The organism is Pseudomonas fildesensis, assembly GCF_001050345.1.
GTDB lineage: Bacteria > Pseudomonadota > Gammaproteobacteria > Pseudomonadales > Pseudomonadaceae > Aquipseudomonas > Aquipseudomonas fildesensis.
In genome coordinates, this window is record NZ_LFMW01000011.1 from 193,733 (window position 1) to 213,945 (window position 20,213).

The window sequence follows — 20,213 nt, forward strand, 5'->3', positions numbered from 1 at the left end:
AGGTTCAACGGGCGCTGCAGGCGCGCGCCTTCAAACGGTCAAGGTCCGCGGCAATACGCGTCGACCAGAAATGCGCACCCTGGTGTTCGGCTTCGGTCCATGCATCCTGCAGCACGCGATGTGTCAGCGGGTTGCCTTGTTTGAGCAGAAGCTGCGCCTTGATACGCAGCAGCTCCGGAATAAACCAGCGCTCCTCGCGGCTTCGAGCGGTTTGCAGGGTTTCATCGATAATCTCAAGGCCACGATGCTCAAGTCCGAGCATCGCCAACCCCAGGGCGTATTCACTGCGAAGCAGGCTGTAAAGTGGGCTGCCACCCTGATCCTGCAACTGTGCCAGTACTTCGCCCAGGCGCGGTACGCCGTCTTCCGACGCGCCCTGGTGGATCCGCAGTATGTACTCGAAACACCGGCTGAACTGGCGCCACAAATAAAGATCATGACCTTCCAGGCTGTCTTGCAGCACTGACAGGTAGTAGCGCGCCTTTTGCTCATTGCCCAACAATAACGCCGTTGGAATTGCGCCAACGCACAGCGTGTACCACAGCGTGGCGGGATGATTAAGGCTGATGGCCTGGTGCATATTTTTTTCCAGGGTCGACAGAGCCGCCGCGACATCCCCCTGCAATAACTGGATTTTCGCCTTGAGTGATCGCGCGGCGATACGTTGGTCGAAATGCAGGTCGATCATGTGGGTGTTCGCCGAGAGCGGGGCGCTCAGGGCTTCGACCACCGAGCGTCGTGCCTCTTCAAGCCGGCCCATGTGGAACAGCGCATTGGCGCGCATGCGCAGGCCGAGCAACTGCCGCTCGCTGTGGGCCGCGCTTTGGCTTAACGCCACATACTGGTCGGCCAGTTCAAGTGCGCCAATGTACTGATTCGCGCAGCTTTTATCTTGCCACAGGCCCCACAACGCACGCAGTTGATGCTCAATGTCATTCAACGTCAGGGCGTCTTCGCTGACTTGCAGCCAGGCTTCGCGGATCTTTGCACCGCCACCAAAGGTCAGCACCATGACGCTGGCCGAAGCGGTCAATAACAGCATGCGTTGGCAGGGCGGAATGGGTGCGCTTTCGTACAGGGGCTGCAGGCCGCGGTTGACCCAGTCGTAGCATTCAGCGCTGAGTGAAAGGCGCAACCAGAGCGGGAGGCTGACCAGCGTCAGCTCCACCGCCAACCCATAGTCGCCTCGTGCTGAATAGGCCCAGTCGAGCGCCGCGCGGACACTGTCGACTTGCGGCCCGTACCGAGCCAGCCAGGTTTGTGGGGTGGTCTTGACGAGGTCTTGTACAGACGCCTTCAGCTCATCCAGTGTCCAGGTCGCGTGACGCAGCGCGGTGGCACTGGTTTCATCCTGCTCTGCGAGCTTCTGTGCGGCATAGAGCCGGGTGGTTTCCAGCAGCCGGTAGCGTCTGGCCGAGCCTTGCCCGCATGAGATCACCAGCGACTTGTCCAGCAGGCTTTCCATCAGTTGCGCCGAGGTCTGGGCATCGACGGTAGTCACGGCCTCTACTGCGCGCAAGGTGAACACTCCGGTGAACACCGACAGCTGACGAAGCATGGCTTGTTCAGCGGGGGAGAGCAGCGCGTGGGTCCAGTCCAGCGCGGCCCCCAGGGTGCGATGCCTTGGCAGAGCGGTACGCTGGCCAGTCATTTGCAAGCGAAAGCTGCCGTCGAGCATCTCCACCAGAGGCTCAATGCCGAATGCTCGTACCCGTGCGGCGGCGATCTCAATCGCCAGCGCATTGCCGTCGAGTTTGCGGCAAATAGCGGCGGCTGCATGGACATCCTGATGCGTAAAGACGTAACCCAGATCGTGCGCCGCGACGCGCTCGACCAGCAACGCGATGGCGGGGTAGGCCAACGCTTGTGACGTGTCCAGGCGGGCACCCTGCGGCGGAAACGGCAGGGGGGCCAAGTCATGCACGAACTCGCCTTCGGCATGCAGCGGCTCACGGCTCGTGACCAGCACCGAGCATTGCCGGGCATTGCGCAGGATCGTCTCGATAGCCTTCGCGGTTTCTTCGAGGACATGCTCGCAGTTGTCCAGAATGAGCAAGGCCTTGCTGGTGGTTAGGCTATTGGCGATGACGAGCAACGGATCATCGGTCGTGCAGTCGATCCCCAAGGCTGCAGCGATGACGACATGCACCAGTTGACCGCGACTAACCGGGGCCAGATCGATAAAACTGACGCCTTGCGGATACTGGAGCAGCATCCGGTTCGCCAGGGCCAGAGCTACAGTGGTTTTGCCAGTGCCTGCAGGGCCTGTGATGGTCACGAAGCGACGTTGCTCGAGCTGTTGTTCGAGCGTGTTCAGCAGTTCTTCCCTTCCGAATATCTGCTTTGTCGTGCGTTGAAGTTCAGTGTTCGCAGCCTTGGTGGGCTGTTTGGCGCAGATCAATTGCGCGGTTATCGGCGCGACGAAACGATAGCCGCGACCCGGGACGGTTACGATGTAGCCGAGGTCGCCATTGGCACCAAATGCACGACGCAACGTCAGGATTTGCGCCCGCAGGTTACATTCCTCGACCACCACCCTGGGCCAGACGAGCGTGAGCAGCTCGGCTTTCTCCAGCAACTCACCGACGCGGGTGGCCATGGCGATCAACAAAAGCATCGCGCGGCTGCCCAAGGGTACGGGCTCGCCGTTTTTCAACAACAAATGATGCTGCGGGCTGAGTACATACGCGCCGAAACAGATCGCATCGCCCGGAACAGGTATGTCCGGGCTGCTGTCGCAGAGTGTTTTTGCGGGGCTGGGTCTGTCGAGATTCATCGTATACCTGTCAGACTGAGGCCTTGACAGCGCCTTTCCATGTTCATTAGGTATTTGGCAGTATCCGGCAGAATCGTTACTGTTTTGGTACAACTTTCAAACGGCTACGAAACCCCTGTGGCAAGCCCTGGTATCGGTCAGTTAAGATTTTTTGTGCGTTGTTGACCAAGTCGCAATGCATGAGATGTCAGGCCTGGTCGCAAAACAGACAGGTCTTCCTTGACCTGTAATGCTCAGTGCATTCACCTCAGGCCGACAGTGCGAGCTGGGTGGCGAAGTCTCTATAGGTGTGCAGCTCACGCCCCAGGATTTTGGTCAGGCGCTCTACGTCGCCGGTCTCGGGAATCATCCCGTCGCTGACATAGCGCTCGGCCATAAGGCGCATTTCATAGGCCATCCATTTCGGCATGAAGTTGGCCACGTTCTGTTCGAAGCCGCTGGGATCATCGCCGCCATAAACGACGGGGCGGTCCAGCACATCAGTCCAGATCGCCGCGACGCCCGCACCCGTCAGCGTATCGGGCCCCACCAGGTTGAGGGTTACGATTGGCAGCTTGCCCGAAGCCTGATCGAGGCGGACCAGCTCGATGGCCGCCACCTCGGCAATGTCGCGGGCGTCGACCATGGCGATACCCTTGCCGCCAATCGGCATCGGGTAGACCCCATGGTTAAGGATGACGTCCTTGACCATCACTTCGTTGTCGATGAAATAAGCCGGACGCAATATCGTGGCGTTGAAGCCCATCTGCTCGATCATCCGCTCGGCGCCTGACTTGACTGCGAAGTGCGGCACGTTCACGAAGCGATCGGCGTGGAGTACCGAGAGGTACACAACCCGTTCGACGCCCGCCTCACGAGCGATATTGAGTGCAAGCAACGCTTGGGTGAATTCGTCCGGTGCCACTGCGTTCAGCAGAAAGAACGTGGAAACGCCGGTGAATGCGCGTCGCAGTGAGTCGATGTTAAGCATCTCGCCTTGCACAACATCAACATGCGCGGGAAAGTCAGCGGTCGCAGGATCGCGGACGAGAACGCGCACGTCAGCGCCACGCTTGAGGAGTTGTTCAATAACTTGGCTGCCGACTCTGCCGGTCGCGCCGGTAACGAGGATGGTCATGAGGGTGCTCCTGAGGGATTTGAATGACAGTGCCAATATCGACGTTTACTGAGTGGTCCGATAGCCCAAAAAATTGGACAGGTTGTTCCATCTGTGGGACGGTTGGACGCTGATCATCATCCTGTCGAAATGAAATGAGCGGCTAGAAGGTACGTGCACTGTCCGTAGTAACCTTTGCGCCATCACCCTGGGGAACCCACATGGATTTGCTCGCACTCGCCGATTTCAATCTTGTTGCTCGGCACGGAGGGTTTGGTCGTGCTGCACGTGCCACCGGCCGGCCGAAAGCGACGCTGTCGCGCCGGGTGGCAGAGCTGGAACGCAGCCTCGAACTGCGTCTTTTCGAGCGTGGGACGCGAGCGCTGAAACTCACTGAGGAAGGTCGTGCATTGTTCGAGCGCACGGGCGCACTGCTAACCGAGCTGGACGAGACAGTGGCGGCCATCGCTACGGGTGGTGCGCGGCCACGCGGCACATTGCGCGTCAGCGCGCCGCTGTTTTTCGCCCAGGCGGCGATGGGCAAGCTCGCCGCTGGCTTCATGCTCAGATACCCCGAGGTTCGGCTTGAGGTCACCACGGAAGACCGGATTGTCGACATGATTGAAGAAGGTTACGACTTGATCATTCGAGTCAATCCGGCCCCCAACGAGAGCCTGGTCGGGCGTATCCTTCTGCGTGATCGCCTGGTGATCGTGGCGAGTCCCAACCTCTCTCGTCCTACGGGCAATATTGCTGTTCCGGCAGTTGTGCGAGGGTCGGGCGACCGAGGCCCGGTGTGGAATATCACCTCGCCTGCCGGTAAAGAACATATCGCGGTAGATCCGGTACTGAGTCTGTCTTCGCTGCTCATGGTCCGTGATGCCATCCGAATTGGGGTAGGTGCCGCGCGCCTTCCCGTTTCACTGGTAGAGGGTGATCTGCGTGACGGGACGCTTGTGCATTGGGGCGATGTCGACGGGCCTGAAGTCGCGCTTTGGGCGCTCTATCCTTCAAGGCGACTATTGAGCGCACGCGTGTCTGTATTTCTCGACTACTTGAAAGAAGCGTTCCCCATGGGCACTCCGGAGGAACTGACAGCCTTCATCGCGACATAGATCAAAAGAAGAAAAGCCAGGTATCAGCGGGGAGACAACACGCACTTATTAATTAACGGTGCATCGTCGCCTGTGAAAGTCCGTTCAGCATCAACCAGAGATGACAATTACGCTAATGGTCGCCCACTGCTCGGACCTTTATCCATTCTCTACTTGTTCATAGTGTGAACCACTGAACCAGCTTTCTAGTTATACGTCCAAGGTGGTGGACGCTTAGACGTCTTTTTTCATTTTTGCGAGAAGTACTAATTTTCAGTGGGATCGTCGGGTTTTCAGGACTATCGACAGCGTAACAACCCGCTGTATGTACAAGCGATGTACATGTGGAAGCGTGCTCGATGCGATACCAGGTCCCTTGCCCAAGGCGCCAACATCGCTCACGGCGCCCAACGTGAGGTGCAGCCCCCTTACGTTAAAAGCAAACAAAACTTGATAAATGCATAATTGTGGTAAATCCGACGTCTCCCTACTATCGCTTCATAGGCCAATAACAATACGAACGGCCCTACCTGCGAAGAACGATTGTGGAGATCACCCATGTCCACGGCGCCTTACGCTACAAGTCCATCCACGGCCACGCCCATGCCGCGAAACAAGCTTTACAAACTGGTGATCGCGTCTTCTATTGGCAACGCCCTTGAGTGATTCGATCTGATCATCTACGGTTTCTTCGCCATCACCATCGCGAAACTGTTTTTCCCCACCGCCGACGAGACCGTCTCGTTGTTGCTGACGTTGGGCACCTTTGCGGTTTCTTACTTGATTCGACCTTTGGGTGCCGCCGTACTTGGCTCCTACGCCGACCGCGTGGGCCGCAAAGCGGCGATGTTGAACTCTATCTGGTTGATGATGCTGGGGACTTTTCTCATCGCTGTCATGCCGACCTACTCGACCATCGGGTTGCTGGCACCCTTGGGGATTTTCCTCGCACGTCTGATCCAGGGCTTCTCGGCAGGTGGCGAATTTGGCAGTGCCACGGCTTTGCTGGTGGAGCAGGCACCTGAGCGCAAGGGCGTGATTTTGAGTTTCATGTTTGCCAGTCAAGGCGTCAGCGGGCTTCTGGGCTCCGGTTTCGGATTGCTCTTGACCAAAGCCAAAAGGCTGCAAGTGATTGCTCTTGCAGCCTTTGAGGACAATTACATCTGGCTGTTGGCGGACCCTCAGTCGCGTCTGTGCGCAGTCGTTGATCCAGGCGACGCCACCCCGTTGGCCGATTGGCTGCGCAGGCATCCCGATTGGCCACTGACGGACATCTTGATCACCCACCACCACAGCGATCACGTCGGTGGGGCGGCGGCGCTCAAGCACTGTTATGGCGCTCGCGTGCTGGGGCCTGCAACGGAGCCCATCCTGTGCATTGATTACCTGCACCAATCCCGACGGTTGGAATCGAAACCTCCTAGGTGATTGCCCGACCCACTTCACCGGGCACCATCTCGATCAACCGTTGTGCGTCTTCACCTCGGCCCTGCACGCGGAAGCCACTCAACTGATGCTCCATCTGCGACGTGAAGCCGATAGGTGCCATCACCGGAATGCTGTAGGCCGCAAGCTTCTCCATCTGAGGCAGCATTTCATTGCCGCCTCCAACTTGACCGCATGCGCACCGGCCTCTTTCATAGAGCGCACAGTGGTATGAAAGCACTGTTCCGCCGAGGCCTGGTAAGAGCCGAACGGCAGATCCGCAATCACCAATGCCCGCTGGGTCGAACGGCTGACCGCTTGTACCAGCGGGATCAATAGCGGAATCTAGAAGGGAAGTTGGAAGGAGTGATGGCTGCATGCTCAATCGAACACCGCGTTTTTCCGCAATTGGTCCAGATAGTCTGCCCACAATTGCGCCGCCTCCCGACGCTGACTGAGCAGATGGGCGCGTGCGTATACTGCGCCTAATGCACCTGGCATTCGGTGCAACAGTGAAAGCTCTAGCACGATAGGGTCAATGCCCAAGTGCTCATGCGCGATGGTCCTGTAGGTTGCACGAAAGCCGTGGGCCGTGATGTCGTACTCTGGCCAGATACGCTGAAGGGACTTGAGCATGGAGCTCGGGTTGATGGGGCGCCCCGGATAGACCGGCGAGACGAACACCCAGCCGTTGCCTTGTGCATCCACGACGCGTGTTTTATTTAACTCGCACAACAGGAGCAGAGCTTGCTCGGGCAACGGCACGATGTGCTTGCTCTTGCTGACCACGTAACGCCAATCGGCATCCACCAAGTCGACGTTTTCCCAGCGCATCTGTACCAGTTCGCCAGGGCGGACTGGCAAAATGACCAGCACGCGCATTGCGATGGCAACGCTGCCGTTGCTGCATTCATCCAGTCGCAGCAAAAACCTGCCCAGGTCCGCTGGCCTTTCGATCGCTGGGTTGCTGGTCACGACATGGCGGATCTTCAATTCCTCAATGTTGCTGAGCGCCACGTTGCGTTCAACCCAGCCGCGCCCCTCCGCAAAGCCTAGGACAGCACGGATGATGGTGCGCACCTCGTTGAGGAGTTGCGCGTCGATTTTGGCGGTCTTGGCCTTGAGCGGGACGGTATGGTTGGCCACGTCGCGGCGTGCTTGCCGGGCTCGGTCAGCGAGCGGATCAAGGCATCGCTGAGTTTTCGTTTGAAAACAACCGCGTTATTTGGGGGCATGGGTGGGGCATCCTTTTTTAAGGAACCGAAATTTGCCCCCAATTAAGCCCCCATGAGTCGTGGAATCCATTGGATTTAGACAGGCGGAAGTGGACTGAAACCACCAATAAGTACTTGTTATAAAAAAGTTTTATGGAATTTACTGGAACTCCATTACAAGCTATCTGGGTCCCCAAAAAACATCTGAATCCGCGACCGCAACCACCGCTCCCCTGGATCATTGTCCTGCGACCCGCGCCACGCCATGTGCAGTTCAAAGCTGCGCACCGGCAACGGTGGGTCTTCCGCCCGCAAACCGCCCGCCGATGTCAACGCCTCAGCCGCATAATCCGGCACCGTGGCCAGAATATCGGTGCCCGCCAGCAACGTTCCCAACCCATTGAACTGCGGCACAGCAAGCACCACGTGACGTTTGCGATCGAGTTTCTCCAGCTCTTCATCGATAAACCCGCTCAGGTCACCGGCAAACGACACCAGCGCGTGGGGGCGGGCGCAGAAGTCGTCCAGGCTCAGGGGGCCCGGTACGCTGTCGGCGCGCAGCAATTTTGGCAGGCTGCGGCGCAGTACCTTGCGCTTGGCGTTGGCCGGCAGGTCGGCGGTGTAGCTGACGCCGATGGAAATCTCGCCGGAGGCCAGCAGGCCCGGCATCAGGATGTAGTTGACGCGACGGACCACCAGCACGATGCCCGGGGCTTCGGCGCGCAGGCGTTTGAGCAGTTGGGGGAGCAGGGCGAACTCAACGTCGTCCGACAGGCCGATACGGAACACGGCGGTGCTGGTGGCCGGGTCGAATTCGGCGGCGCGGCTGACGGCGGTGGAGATCGAGTCCAGGGCCGGGGAGAGCAGGGCGAAGATTTCCACGGCACGGGCCGACGGCTCCATGCTGCGTCCGGTGCGCACGAACAGCGGGTCATCGAACAGCCCGCGCAGGCGCGACAATGCCGCGCTGATGGCCGGCTGGCCGAGGAACAATTTCTCGGCGGCGCGGGTCACACTGCGCTCATGCATCAAGGTTTCGAATACGATCAAGAGGTTAAGGTCGACACGACGCAGGTCGTTACGGTTCATCTTGTGTCCTGGAAGAGTCAGCAAACTTGACGATAGCGGCCATCTAGAGCCCTTGGGATCCATTCAGAAGCATGACCGGCATGAATCTTACGGGGAAAGGCTGGTACTCTGCACCGGCTAATTGAGTTTTCCTACGATAGTTGAGGTCTATTCCTCAGTCGCGGAATCAATGACAGGCATGTCGACTATTAATAGCGACCGATGGTCTTACCTGGAAAGCCCAGATAGAGTTCATGGCATTAGAAGTTACTTTGACGAGGTTTGCGATGTCCCGCACGATCCGTTTTCACAAGTTTGGTCCGGCCGAGGTGCTCAAATGCGAAGAGCATGCGGCCGCGCAGCCCGCACCGGGCGAAGTGCAGGTGCGTGTCGAAGCGATTGGCATCAGTTGGTATGACATTTTGTGGCGCCAGAACCTTGCGTCCTCCCATGCACGTCTACCGTCCGGCCTTGGCCATGAGATGGCCGGGGTGGTTGTCGCCCTCGGCGACGGCGTGGATGATTTGGCAGTGGGCGATAAAGTGGCCAGTTTTCCGGCCGAGAGCCCCAATGATTATCCGGTGTATGGCGAGCAGATCGTCTTGCCCCGTTCGGCCCTGACTCGCTATCCCGACGTCTTGAGCCCCATCGAAGCCAGCGTGCATTACACGCCGCTGTTGATTGCCTACTTTGCGTACATGGACCTGGCACGGGTCAAACCCGGTCAATTTGCCCTGGTCACCGACGCCAGCCACTGTGCCGGCCCTTCGTTCGTGCAGTTGGGCAAAGCCCTGGGTGTGCGGGTGATTGCCGCGACCAAGGACAGCGCAGAGCGTGAATACCTGCTGTCCCTCGGCGCAGAAAAGGTCATTGTCACCGAAGAACAGGACCTGCTGATGCAGATCAACAAGTTCACTGACAACCGCGGCGTCGACGTGGTATTCGATGGCTTGGGTGGCCCGCAGATGTCGTTGCTCGGTGATGTATTGGCACCGCGTGGCAGCCTGGTGCTGTATGGCCTGCAAGGTGGCAACCAGACGCCATTCCCGGCGTGTGCCGCGTTCCAGAAGAACATCCAGTTCTTTGTGCACTGCATCGGTAACTTCACCGGCAAACCTGAGCTGGGCATCATTCAGGACCAGGTGGCCTTGCAGCGTGCGTTGCGTGACATCAACCAACTGACGGCCGACCGTGTGCTGGTACCGCTGAAAACCACGGTGTTTCCGTTCAGCCAGTTCGTCGAAGCGCACCGCTACATGGACGAATGCCCGTGCCGCGAGCGTGTTGCGCTGCAGGTTTAAGCTGTTTGAGCTGTAGGAGTATTCGCAAATGAGTACTCCAGCGTCTGAGCGAATGGGGCAAATGCGCCATTTGTCATGGCTTAACCCGCGCCAGGGTTGAGCCACCGCTTGGGCCCTTTGCCCCGCAAAATAGACCTTTCTCCCGGACGCCGCCCTGATTTCCAGTGCGGCGTCTTTGCGTGGGTGTGAACAATCACTGCCCCATCCGCCATCTGAACTGTTTTGTCGAACTTTTCTGTATCTGTTAATCATTATTCCAGTGCCGATAATTGTGCCTTCACCGTCATCTCAGGGATTGAGCAATGATTAAAGATCTGAAATTTTCATTTGATACACATGGCACTCAACTATCGCGACGCAAGCCGCTCGGAGAGACGAAGGATATTGCGCGAGGTGGTTCAAGTTCATTTGCATACAACTTCTTGAGTTGTATGAATTCCATGTGTCGGATACTTCTTTAATTTCCTGGTTAAATCGCTGTAGGACGCTGTAGGAATATTCCTAGGATTGCACGGAGCCCCTGGCGCAATGGTCTAAAGCAAGGGCGAGCGCGTCGGGTAACCCATTGGCATCCCCTGTCATTTTGTTTCAGCGTGCTAAGGTTTGGTCATCGTTGCGTACGGCGACGGACGGCACTCTTACACATGTAATGGATCAAGCAGGCACTCTCGATAGTTGCTTGAAACTGATACTTCAACTCAGGTAGTAGAACAATGAGCGCTATTCACGAACAAGCCATGAACTATGTTTATCAACAAGTTCTGCAACGTTTGGTCGGGCACTTCACGCGCGCCGAACGCACAGCACTTCAGTTATTGATTCAGCGAATCGTTGTGGCGGCCGGCGGCATTGAGCAAGTAGGTCTGTACAAAGTGCTGGTGGCCCACGGTGGCGGGGAGGTCAGCAGTTACACCCTGGCGCTGTTGCGTGCGGCACAGTTGACCATTGCCAGTCGTTCCCCCAGCACCTTCCAGCTTCGGGTCGCTACCTTGCGCCATGCGGGCATGACCCAGGCAACGCTGGATACATTGCATCACAGCTATGGCGCACTGTTTTTCCATGACGACCCCAGGGTGGAGTTGTTGCTGGTGGAGAACCAGGAGGTTTATCCCTTCAACCATCTGCGCCCGGCGTCCAGCGCCGGGAAGGCCGTCAGCCAGCGCACTACGTTGATGGTGGGGCACATGACGTCCGGGGATATTCGCGCGACGCTGTGTAACGATGCCTACCTGTCCCTGGCGGATTTCTACCAGCGTGTTACCGCCTGGAATGGCGGTGTACATGCCTTGGTCAGCGGCGACTCCCCACGCAAGCAGGGCCAATACCTGGCCTGGTTGAAAAAGAATGCAGCGGCGGCGGGTATCGACATGCCACCGGGTATGCCCTTGTCGCTCACCGGGCTGTTTGCACGCATGGAGGAGTGGAGCAACGATTGTTATCTGGACCTCTATGGCGAGCACCACACCACAACTGAAAGTCCTCGCCGGGGTGGACATCGCAATTTGGCGTATATCGGTATCGCCGACCTGCTCAACGGTGTGGAACCCGTGTCTGCGCCCCTGCTCACCGAGTTTCTGGGTTACAAACCCGACCCCTTCGGTTTCCATTTCAGCCACGCGGCCTACCCCAACCCTCTGCTCATGGCCCATCTGCAGGGCTTGCAGGCGCAGTGTCTGCGGGCGCTTTCCTACGAGGATGGTGTGGAAGGTTTTGTGCGACAGGCGATGGACTACATGCAGCGCCGGCAGATTCCGGACCATTTGATCGCAGAGGCAAGCAGCCCCGACGGACGTGTTCTGGCAACGACCTACGCCCAAGAGTTCTTCGGCCTGGATGAGAGCCAGCTCACCTGCCTGCTGTTTTCGCCTTTTATTCACCATGGCCAGCGCCTGGAAGGTTACCTGCGCCAATGCCATCCCGGCATGTTGGTGGCACTTCCTGAACTGCACAAGGCACTTCAGGGCAAGCCCGTTGCCGACATGCTGCTGCAGTGGGTGGTCGACAACAGCGGGTTGCCGCTGCCCCTGGTGCAGCACCTGTACCACAAGCGGCCGCTGGAGATTGGCCGTGGCGCGGCGGCACAAGGCGCGTGTGCCAAACGCTCGCCGACCCAGGCCCAACTGCGCGCCTTTCAGTTGTCCGGGCGTTAGCCGCGTGCTCTGGCCTGCTTGTCCAGGTGAACGGCGATGAACCTGAGAGGTGAACGGCAGATGGATTTTGCCTACCAGGCGGTGTACCGCTACATGATCAACCTGATCAACGAAGTCACGCTCGACAGCCCGGTCAAACTGCCGTCCCTGCGGCAGTTGTCGACGCGCCTGAACGTGTCGATCTCGACGATCCAGTACGCGTACTCGCTGCTGGAAAAAGAGGGTCGGGTCTATTCGGTGGCCAAGTCCGGTTATTTCGCCTGGCCGGTGGTCGTTAACCCGCTCATCGCGGCAGAGGGCGATCTGCTGGAGCGCCTGTATGCGGCAGCGCGACGTCCCGGCATGGTCGTACTCAGCGGCGATGAGCCCACGCGGCTGGGGTCGCTGGATAGCGCATTGCTGACCCTGGAACGGCAACTGGTGCGCAGGCACCCAAGCGACCTGCAGCCCTGGTCGCAACCGTGCGGGGTCTGGGAGTTGCGCGCGGCGTTGGCGGCACGCTACACCTCGTCGCCCACGCGTTGCTGGCAGGCGGATGACGTGTATATCGGCGCTGACCTGCGCGGCGTGCTGGAGATTCTGATTGATGTGCTGGGCCTCAAAGGCAACGCGGTGATTGTAGAGTCACCGTGCGACTGCTTGATCCTGCGCCTGTTGCAGGCCGCCGGGGTGCGGGTCATCGAATGGCCCTGGCAAGCCGATGGCAGCCTCGACCTGGCGACGCTGGAGCACCTGCTGCTGCGTGAACAGGTGCAAGTGGTGCTGTTGTCGTCAGTGGTCAGCATGCCGTCGGGCAGCGCCATGCCCAACCATGAACGGTTCCGGGTGGCAGAGTTGCTCGATCAATACGGCTGCTGGTTGCTGGAGAACGACAGCTATGGCGAGCTGAGCTTCACATCGTGCCAGACCGCCCTGCGAAACCTGGTCAACCCGGAGCGTCTGATCGTGTTCTCCTCGTTCGAAAAGGTACTCGGCCCAGAGGCCCCCTTTGGTTATGTGCTGTCGCGCCACCTGAGCAGTGCGTTGCAGCGCCAGTTCCTGCTGCGCGCATTCCGGCTCTCGTCGATCCGCCAGCGCGCGATTGCCCGCCTGTACCAGAGCGGGCGGCTTGACCAGCACCTTGAGACATTGCGTCAACGCCTGCGCGAACAAGCCGAGGGCATGAGCCTGCGCTTGGATGCGCGCCTGCCAGGGCGTGTGAGCTATCGAATGCCGGTCGCCGGGGCAAGCTTCTGGTTGCAGTCGGTTGAGCCAGTGGACATGCGCCTGGTGTTCCAGCGGCTGGTGGCCCGGCAAGTGGTGATCGCGCCGGGTGAGCTGTTCAGCCTCAGTGGGTTGCACCACCAGCACGTGCGGCTGAGCCTGACGTTCAACGGGCATCCCAACCTTGACATCGCTCTGGAGGCGCTGGCTCAGGCACTGACGCAGGCGCAGACAGATTAGCGCGTGAAATTTCTCTTGAAGTTGTAGGATCGATACCGTCGCGCCGTAGTCGAACTCTTAGTAAACTGTCATTTTTCCGAATCCTTCTCTCCGAGGTTTATGCATGACTATCAGTCCTTTTGCGGGCAAACCGGCACCGGCCCAGTTGCTGGTGGATATCCCGCGACTGGTCACGGCCTATTACACTGGCCAGCCTGATGCAGCGATCTCCACCCAGCGCGTGGCGTTTGGTACCTCCGGGCACCGCGGCAGCTCGTTCGAGCTGAGTTTCAACGAATGGCATGTGCTTGCCATCAGCCAGGCCATTTGCCTGTACCGCGAAGCCCAGGGCATCAACGGCCCGCTGTTTGTCGGCCTCGACACCCATGCGCTGTCCACACCGGCCGGCGCCAGCGCCCTGGAAGTGCTGGCCGCCAACGGCGTGCATGTGATGCTGGCCGAAGGCGATGAATACACGCCGACCCCGGCGATTTCCCACGCCATCATTTGCTACAACCGCGGCCGCACCAGTGGCCTGGCGGACGGGATTGTTATCACCCCGTCCCATAACCCGCCGCAAAGTGGCGGCTACAAATACAACCCGCCGAACGGTGGCCCGGCCGATACCCACGTCACCAAGTGGATCGAAGCCAAGGCCAACGAACTGCTGGCCTACAAGCTGGCGGGGGTCAAGCGCATCACCCACGCCCAGGCACTCAAGGCCGACACCACCCATCGCCATGACTACCTCAACAGCTATGTGGCCGACCTGATCAACGTGATTGACATGGACGCCATCCGCAGCGCCAACCTTCGCCTGGGCGTCGATCCGCTGGGCGGAGCAGGGGTGCGCTACTGGTCGGCAATCGCCGAGCACTACAATTTGAACCTGGACGTGGTGAACACCGAAGTCGATTCCACGTTCCGCTTCATGAGCGTCGACTGGGACGGCCAGATTCGCATGGACCCGTCCTCCAGCTATGCCATGCAGGGCCTAATTGGCCTCAAGGACCGCTTTGACGTTGCCTTTGCCTGCGATCCGGACCACGACCGCCACGGCATCGTCACCCCGTCCGGCGGCCTGTTGGCGCCGAACAACTACCTGGCGGTGTCCATCGACTACCTGTTCCAGAACCGTCCTCAATGGCGCGCCGACGCCGCCGTGGGCAAGACCGTGGTCAGCAGCGGGCTGATTGATCGCGTCGCCGCCCGTATCGGCCGTCGCTTGTACGAAGTGCCGGTGGGCTTCAAATGGTTTGCCGATGGCTTGTTCGAAGGTTCGCTGGGTTTTGGCGGTGAAGAAAGCGCCGGCGCCTCGTTCCTGCGTAAAGACGGCACGGTGTGGAGCACCGACAAGGACGGACTGATTCCGGCGCTGCTCGCAGCAGAAATGACCTCGCGCAAAGGCCAGGACCCGAGCCAGATCTACCGTGGCCTCACCGATGCACTGGGCGAGCCGTTCGCCATTCGGGTCGATGCGAAAGCCACTCCGGCGCAGAAAACCCTGCTGGGCAAGCTGTCGCCGGAGCGGGTCACGTCCACCCAACTGGCCGGGGAAAGCATCCAGCAGATCCTCAGCCATGCACCGGGCAACAACCAGGCGATTGGCGGCTTGAAAGTGATGACCGAAAACGGCTGGTTCGCCGCACGGCCATCGGGTACCGAGGACATCTACAAGATCTACGCCGAGAGCTTTATCGGCGAAGATCACCTCAAACAGCTGGTGGAAGAGGCGCAAGTGCTGGTTGACGGCGCAATCAGCCAATAACCCCGAACGCCTTCACCGCCCTGTAGGAGCCGGCAAGCCGGCTCCTACAGAGGTCAGGCCAGGTCGACCAGTACGATCTCGCTGTCTTCAATCGCCGTGACCCGCAGCACCTGCTCATTCTCCACCGCAACACCGTCTCGAGCTTGTGCACGCAAGCCATTGACTTCAATCACGCCGGTCGCCGGCACTAGATACGCCCGGCGCCCTCTGTCCAGCCGATATTCAGCACTTTCCCCGGCTTTCAGGTTGGCCGCCACCAGGCGCGCGTCGGCACGAATACGCAGGCTTTCGCTGTCACCGGCCTTGCCACTGGCAAGCGTCACGAAACCTTCGCGGTCGCCCTTTGGAAACGGCTTGGCACCCCACGACGGCGGCAGGCCGGCCTCGTTCGGGATAATCCAGATCTGAAAGATCTTGGTTGCCGTGGCTTCCAGGTTGTATTCACTGTGGGCAATCCCGGTGCCTGCGCTCATCACCTGCACGTCGCCGGCCTCGGTGCGGCCCTTGTTGCCCAGGTTGTCGGCATGGCTGATGGCGCCTTCACGCACATAAGTGATGATTTCCATGTCGCGATGCGAGTGCTGCGGGAAACCGGTGCCGGGAGCGATGATGTCGTCGTTCCATACCCGCAGGTTGCCCCAGTGCATGCGCTTGGGGTCGTGGTATTCGGCAAATGAAAAGTGATGATGGGCGTCAAGCCAGCCATGATGGGCACCGCCCAAAGCGTTGAAAGGTCGAAGTTCAAGCATGATCGTCTCCTGTTGATGACGCCTATGATCCTTGAGCTCATGATCGATAAAAAGCGTAAAAACTGCCTGATTCCTATCTGTTGATTCGATTGATTAGTGGCGTTTTGACTTGCGGTTTATCGCCTAACTGCATGACAGCAAAGCAATTGGCTGGAACTGAGTGCCAATTCCGGCGACCATGGCGCACTCGTCAAAGCCAAGCTCATCGCAGGAGTCCGCGTGTCGCAACACAAGCCTGATCTGCCCCCCGACCTTCGCCCATTGGCTGAAATGCCCCTGCTTAAACGCTTGGCCGCTCGCCTGTTTGGCCACGGCCTGACCCGTTTGCGCGCGCAGCACCGGTTTTCCTGGTTGCACGGGCAAGCCGATGGTTTCCGCAGCGGGCACGAGGCGGGCGTGGAGTATGGCTATCGCGAGGGCAAGGCCGACGGTATCGAGGAGGGGCGTCAGGTCCTGTTGATTCGTGACTTCCGCCCGCAAGAGCACCGTGCGCCGGGGGTGGATGACAGCCTGTTTGACGATTGGCGCCTATCGCTGACGGCGGATGTGAAGAAACGCATGAAGGCCGATGTGGCTCGCCTGCTGCCTGCTCACGCCCAGCCCAGCGCCGCGCAATGGAAGATGATCTTCAGCGACACGCCATCCACCTCCGTGATTGCCGGTGCCGGCGCGGGTAAATCCACGTCATTGGTACTGCGCATTTTGTTGCTCACCCATTACCTGGGCTTTGAGTTGAGCTCGATGACGGTGGTGACCTTCACCCGTGAGTCGCGCAAGGACTTCATCCGCAAGCTCATGGAGATTCTCAGCTTGTGGGGCCAACCACTTGAAATTAAAGAAGCTCAGGCCGTGGTGCGTACCTTTCACTCGCGCATTTTGCCGATGGTGCGCAGCCTGCCGGGCTTTGAACGCTTGCAGGCATTCGAGAACCTCAGCGCCGGCTTCGAGGACGCTGACAGCAACCCGTTCGACCTGCGTATCAACGAGGCCCAGCGCCAGCAGATGAATGCCTGCTATCACCGGCTGCAGGGCCAGCACGCACGCTTTCGTGAGTTGATTGCCCCGTTGGCGCGCCACGGGCTGCAACTCAAGGAGCTGGAGCGGGACCATCCGGATGTGCAAAAGCGTGTGGCGGTGACAGAGCTGGCCGCCAAGCGCGATGAAGAACTGTGCGACGTGATCGAGGACTTATGGTTTCGCGCGGGCGCCTGGCCTATCAAGGGCATTGAGCCCAATCGGCAGACCATCGAGATCAATGGCGCAAAGTTTCACTGCCATGGCTATATCCGGGAGCTGGATGCGTGGGTGGTGTTGGGGTTTGATACGCGGGAAAACGCCCAGACCAGCCGGCCCAATTCCAAGCTATCGGTGCGCGCGGAGTGGGCAGTAAAGCGCACCTTGTTTCAAGCTTTCTGCCGTAAGCCTTTGATATGGATAGATAGTTATGAGTCGTCTAAGCGTCTTTTAAGCAGCCTGGCAGGAGACGCCAGCGCCGGGCCGGGTTTCGACTACAAGGTCAAAGGCGAGCTGGCATCGGCGCCGTTGCTCGACAGTTTTGTCATGGCTGCTGGTTTCATCGAGAACCTCGGCCTGGACGTGCCCACCGCTGTAGGCCAGATGAGTTTCGCCAAGGACGACCCGGACCGCTTGTTCTTCGAGGCCTTGAGCATCTTCTGGAAAGCCCTCGAAGACCACCTGCTGGACCAGTCGCCGCCGATCATGACCTACAACCGGATGTTCTCGCTGTTTGGCGAAAATACCCCGGAAAACCTCAAGCTGCTGAGCGATCCGTTGCTGCGGCCGATGTCGCACCTGATGATCGACGAATTCCAGGACGTCTCGCCGCAGATCGTTTCCTGGATTCGCGCCAGCCTGCGCGAAATCCGCAGTCGAGGCCCCGCAATGCATGTAGGCCGCGGCGCCCAGCGTTCGTCGCTGTTGTGCGTGGGGGATGACTGGCAATCGATCTATGGCTGGCGCGGCAGTTCGCCCAAATACTTCATGGAATTCAACCAGCAATTTCCGTCACCCAGTACCACCCGCGTGATGCTCGGCGAGAACTACCGCAGTCACCAGCACATCATCGATGCCGCAGAACATATCGTGCGCGCGGCGCCGGCGATCCCCGGCAAGAAAGCCAAGGCCAGCGGTACGGCCAAGGCGCTGGTGCCGGTCAACGTCCTGGAGCGGGATGACGCAGCGTTGGGTCGGCGGTTGCAGGAACACTATGCAAAGGGCGACTCGGTGTTAATGTTGTATCGAAAAAGTAGCGATAAGTTGCTGATTAATGAGCATATTCAGTCAGTAGTTCATGTGGATTCTAACTTGCCGCCTGCCGCGCGCAGACTGAAACAGCTGACCTATCACAGCGCCAAAGGCCTGCAGGCCGATGCGGTCTTTCTGCTCGGGGATTGCCAGCATGTCACCAGCTCGCCCTACAAGAACCAGGTCTATCGCATGGCCGGACTGGGCAAGGATGGGGACAGCGAACCGTATGACACGGCGCAAAAAGATGAGGTGTTGCGCCTGGCCTACGTCGGCATTACCCGGGCCGTGAGCCATTGCTATTGGTATGTGGAAAAGCCTGAAGGTGCGGCCGTGAATGTGCCGAAGGCGTCGGAGCGGGTGGACGGCAAAAAGGCATTTTTCAACGACCAACGCATCCCTGTGTGAGCGCCGGCTTGCCGGCGATGAGGCCCGTGAAGGCAATGGCGCTCGCTAGGACGCCATCGCCGGCAGGACAGCTCGCAGGTTCGAGGGAGAGTCAGGCCCTTAACAAGTGCGGCGGTACAAAGGACTCCAGTTCATCCTCCACCGCCTCAATGATGCGCTCCACGTCGGCGGCATTCATCACCGTCGCGCAGGGGATGCCAGCAATGGCGATCAGGGTCTCGCCGCTGGCACGATCGAACAGGCGGGCGATCATGCTTCCGGGGGCGTCCATGCTGCCCTCGAAGCCCATTGGATGAAAATGCCAGCGCATCAGCTGGCAGGCGTTGGGGAACGTCACTTTGTTCATGTTGCCCACCTTGTTCATTGAGCGCTTCCTTTAGCTCGCGGCAGGGGCCAAGACCTTCACTGGTCATGGCAAGTCAGAGCTTAAAAGTAGCATTCGTTTGTGACGGCGAGGTGGTTTTTTTCGCCCCGTTCGGCAGTAATTATCCATAAGTTTGATGTGTGTCATGTCCTACAATAAATTGGGCAGAAGGCCATTAGTCAGAAGCTCCAATTGGCCATTGAAGGCACTGCCGAAATTAGGCAGTCTCCCTCGTTTAACCGCCGCAGAGCCTGCCATGCCCGACGCCGTTCCGGATGATGATTGCCAGCACACCCGCGCCACAGGCGAACTGGTGTTGCGCCACCACCTGTGCTGGCGGCATCGGGATCTGGATGGGGTGATGTCCTACTACCACCCGGACATCCAGTACCACGACTTTTTCCAGAACCGTGTCATCGGTTACGCCGAGTTGCGCGAGTATCTGCAAGCCAGCATGCCGCGTGGCGCGGACGAGGCCATCGAACACACGGATCGCATTCGCGCCGACGGTGACACGGCGTTTATCCAGTACCGCATTACCTTGCGCGGCGGTCAGGGCCTTGTGTCGTTTCGCACCAGTGAGGCCATCACCGTGCGCGACGGGCTGATCTGGCGGGTCAATGAGTACGCGTCGCTGGTGCATGAGCGGCCCACTCAGGCGTCACGCCCCACGGTCAGCCGCCTGGGCCTGTCGCCCCAGCAATTGGGGCATATGGCCAATGACCTGCAGCAATATTTCGAACTCAAGCAACCCTATCTTGACCCGGAACTGGACCTGCAACGGGTCTCAAGGGAATGTGGCTACAGCCGCAATCAGATTTCCTACCTGCTGAATCAGGTGCTGGGGCAAAGCTTCTACCGCTACGTCAACCAGGCACGGCTCCAGCATTTGCTGGCTGCCCTGGACACCGCTGCGCCACCGATAAAAGTCGACGACCTGGCGTTCGCCGCCGGTTTCAACTCGCTGTCGGCGTTCTACAGCGCCTTCCGCCAGCACACCGGGCAATCGCCGAAGGCCTACGTCAAACAAATTTCCATGCGTGCACGCGCGCAAGACAGTCCCTGACACACCGCTCTAGGATCCAGCCTATCGAAATAAGGTAGGGGGAACCT

At 59.2% G+C, this 20,213-nt stretch carries 13 protein-coding genes and 2 pseudogenes; 8 read left to right on the plus strand and 7 right to left on the minus strand.

The window, feature by feature from the left end:
• Positions 1-4: 4 nt before the first annotated feature.
• Positions 5-2,776, minus strand: coding sequence for an ATP-binding protein (locus tag ACR52_RS16920; RefSeq protein WP_053221249.1), 2,772 nt, complete (start codon positions 2,774-2,776; stop codon positions 5-7).
• Positions 2,777-3,023: 247 nt separating this feature from the next.
• Positions 3,024-3,893, minus strand: a complete 870-nt coding sequence (locus ACR52_RS16925; RefSeq protein ID WP_048726523.1) for an SDR family oxidoreductase — start codon at positions 3,891-3,893, stop codon at positions 3,024-3,026.
• 200 nt (positions 3,894-4,093) lie between these two features.
• On the opposite strand from ACR52_RS16925, the gene ACR52_RS16930 reads away from it, so the two are divergent.
• Both ACR52_RS16930 and ACR52_RS31090 read left to right on the plus strand, forming a co-directional pair.
• Positions 4,094-4,987, plus strand: a complete 894-nt coding sequence (locus tag ACR52_RS16930; RefSeq protein ID WP_048726526.1) for a LysR family transcriptional regulator — start codon at positions 4,094-4,096, stop codon at positions 4,985-4,987.
• 657 nt (positions 4,988-5,644) lie between these two features.
• Positions 5,645-6,394 carry an MFS transporter gene (locus ACR52_RS31090; RefSeq protein ID WP_269084180.1) on the plus strand — a complete coding sequence of 250 codons (750 nt, stop codon included), beginning with the start codon at positions 5,645-5,647 and terminating at the stop codon, positions 6,392-6,394.
• Here ACR52_RS31090 and ACR52_RS16940 read toward each other — a convergent pair.
• The 3 genes and pseudogenes from ACR52_RS16940 to ACR52_RS16950 all read right to left on the minus strand — a co-directional run.
• Positions 6,390-6,727 (minus strand): annotated as a pseudogene (locus ACR52_RS16940) (3-methyl-2-oxobutanoate hydroxymethyltransferase); the annotation flags it as partial. The gene ACR52_RS31090 and the pseudogene ACR52_RS16940 sit on opposite strands and share 5 nt — an antisense overlap.
• A gap of 45 nt (positions 6,728-6,772) precedes the next feature.
• Positions 6,773-7,558: pseudogene (locus tag ACR52_RS16945) on the minus strand (tyrosine-type recombinase/integrase); the annotation flags it as partial.
• Positions 7,559-7,779: 221 nt separating this feature from the next.
• Positions 7,780-8,694: a LysR substrate-binding domain-containing protein gene (locus ACR52_RS16950; protein ID WP_048726530.1), complete on the minus strand. Its 915-nt coding sequence runs from the start codon at positions 8,692-8,694 to the stop codon at positions 7,780-7,782.
• Between the two features lie 266 nt (positions 8,695-8,960).
• On the opposite strand from ACR52_RS16950, the gene ACR52_RS16955 reads away from it, so the two are divergent.
• The 4 genes from ACR52_RS16955 to pgm all read left to right on the plus strand — a co-directional run bounded on the left by ACR52_RS16955 (position 8,961) and on the right by pgm (position 15,314).
• Positions 8,961-9,974, plus strand: a complete 1,014-nt coding sequence (locus ACR52_RS16955) for a zinc-dependent alcohol dehydrogenase family protein (RefSeq protein ID WP_048726532.1) — start codon at positions 8,961-8,963, stop codon at positions 9,972-9,974.
• Positions 9,975-10,687: 713 nt separating this feature from the next.
• On the plus strand, positions 10,688-12,124 hold the full coding sequence (locus tag ACR52_RS16960; protein ID WP_082143177.1) for a hypothetical protein: 1,437 nt from the start codon (positions 10,688-10,690) through the stop codon (positions 12,122-12,124).
• Between the two features lie 36 nt (positions 12,125-12,160).
• Positions 12,161-13,567, plus strand: a complete 1,407-nt coding sequence (locus tag ACR52_RS16965; protein WP_048726535.1) for an aminotransferase-like domain-containing protein — start codon at positions 12,161-12,163, stop codon at positions 13,565-13,567.
• 103 nt (positions 13,568-13,670) lie between these two features.
• Positions 13,671-15,314: a phosphoglucomutase (alpha-D-glucose-1,6-bisphosphate-dependent) gene (gene pgm / locus ACR52_RS16970; RefSeq protein WP_048726537.1), complete on the plus strand. Its 1,644-nt coding sequence runs from the start codon at positions 13,671-13,673 to the stop codon at positions 15,312-15,314.
• A gap of 53 nt (positions 15,315-15,367) precedes the next feature.
• Here pgm and ACR52_RS16975 read toward each other — a convergent pair whose 3' ends face one another.
• On the minus strand, positions 15,368-16,063 hold the full coding sequence (locus ACR52_RS16975; RefSeq protein ID WP_048726539.1) for a pirin family protein: 696 nt from the start codon (positions 16,061-16,063) through the stop codon (positions 15,368-15,370).
• A 219-nt stretch (positions 16,064-16,282) separates the two neighbouring features.
• On the opposite strand from ACR52_RS16975, the gene ACR52_RS16980 reads away from it, so the two are divergent.
• The gene (locus ACR52_RS16980) at positions 16,283-18,736 is read left to right on the plus strand and encodes a UvrD-helicase domain-containing protein (protein WP_048726542.1); all 2,454 of its coding nucleotides are present in this window, start codon (positions 16,283-16,285) and stop codon (positions 18,734-18,736) included.
• 91 nt (positions 18,737-18,827) lie between these two features.
• Here ACR52_RS16980 and ACR52_RS16985 read toward each other — a convergent pair whose 3' ends face one another.
• On the minus strand, positions 18,828-19,100 hold the full coding sequence (locus ACR52_RS16985; protein ID WP_048726546.1) for a DUF1652 domain-containing protein: 273 nt from the start codon (positions 19,098-19,100) through the stop codon (positions 18,828-18,830).
• A gap of 256 nt (positions 19,101-19,356) precedes the next feature.
• On the opposite strand from ACR52_RS16985, the gene ACR52_RS16990 reads away from it, so the two are divergent.
• Positions 19,357-20,166 carry a helix-turn-helix domain-containing protein gene (locus tag ACR52_RS16990; RefSeq protein ID WP_048726548.1) on the plus strand — a complete coding sequence of 270 codons (810 nt, stop codon included), beginning with the start codon at positions 19,357-19,359 and terminating at the stop codon, positions 20,164-20,166.
• Positions 20,167-20,213: the final 47 nt, after the last annotated feature.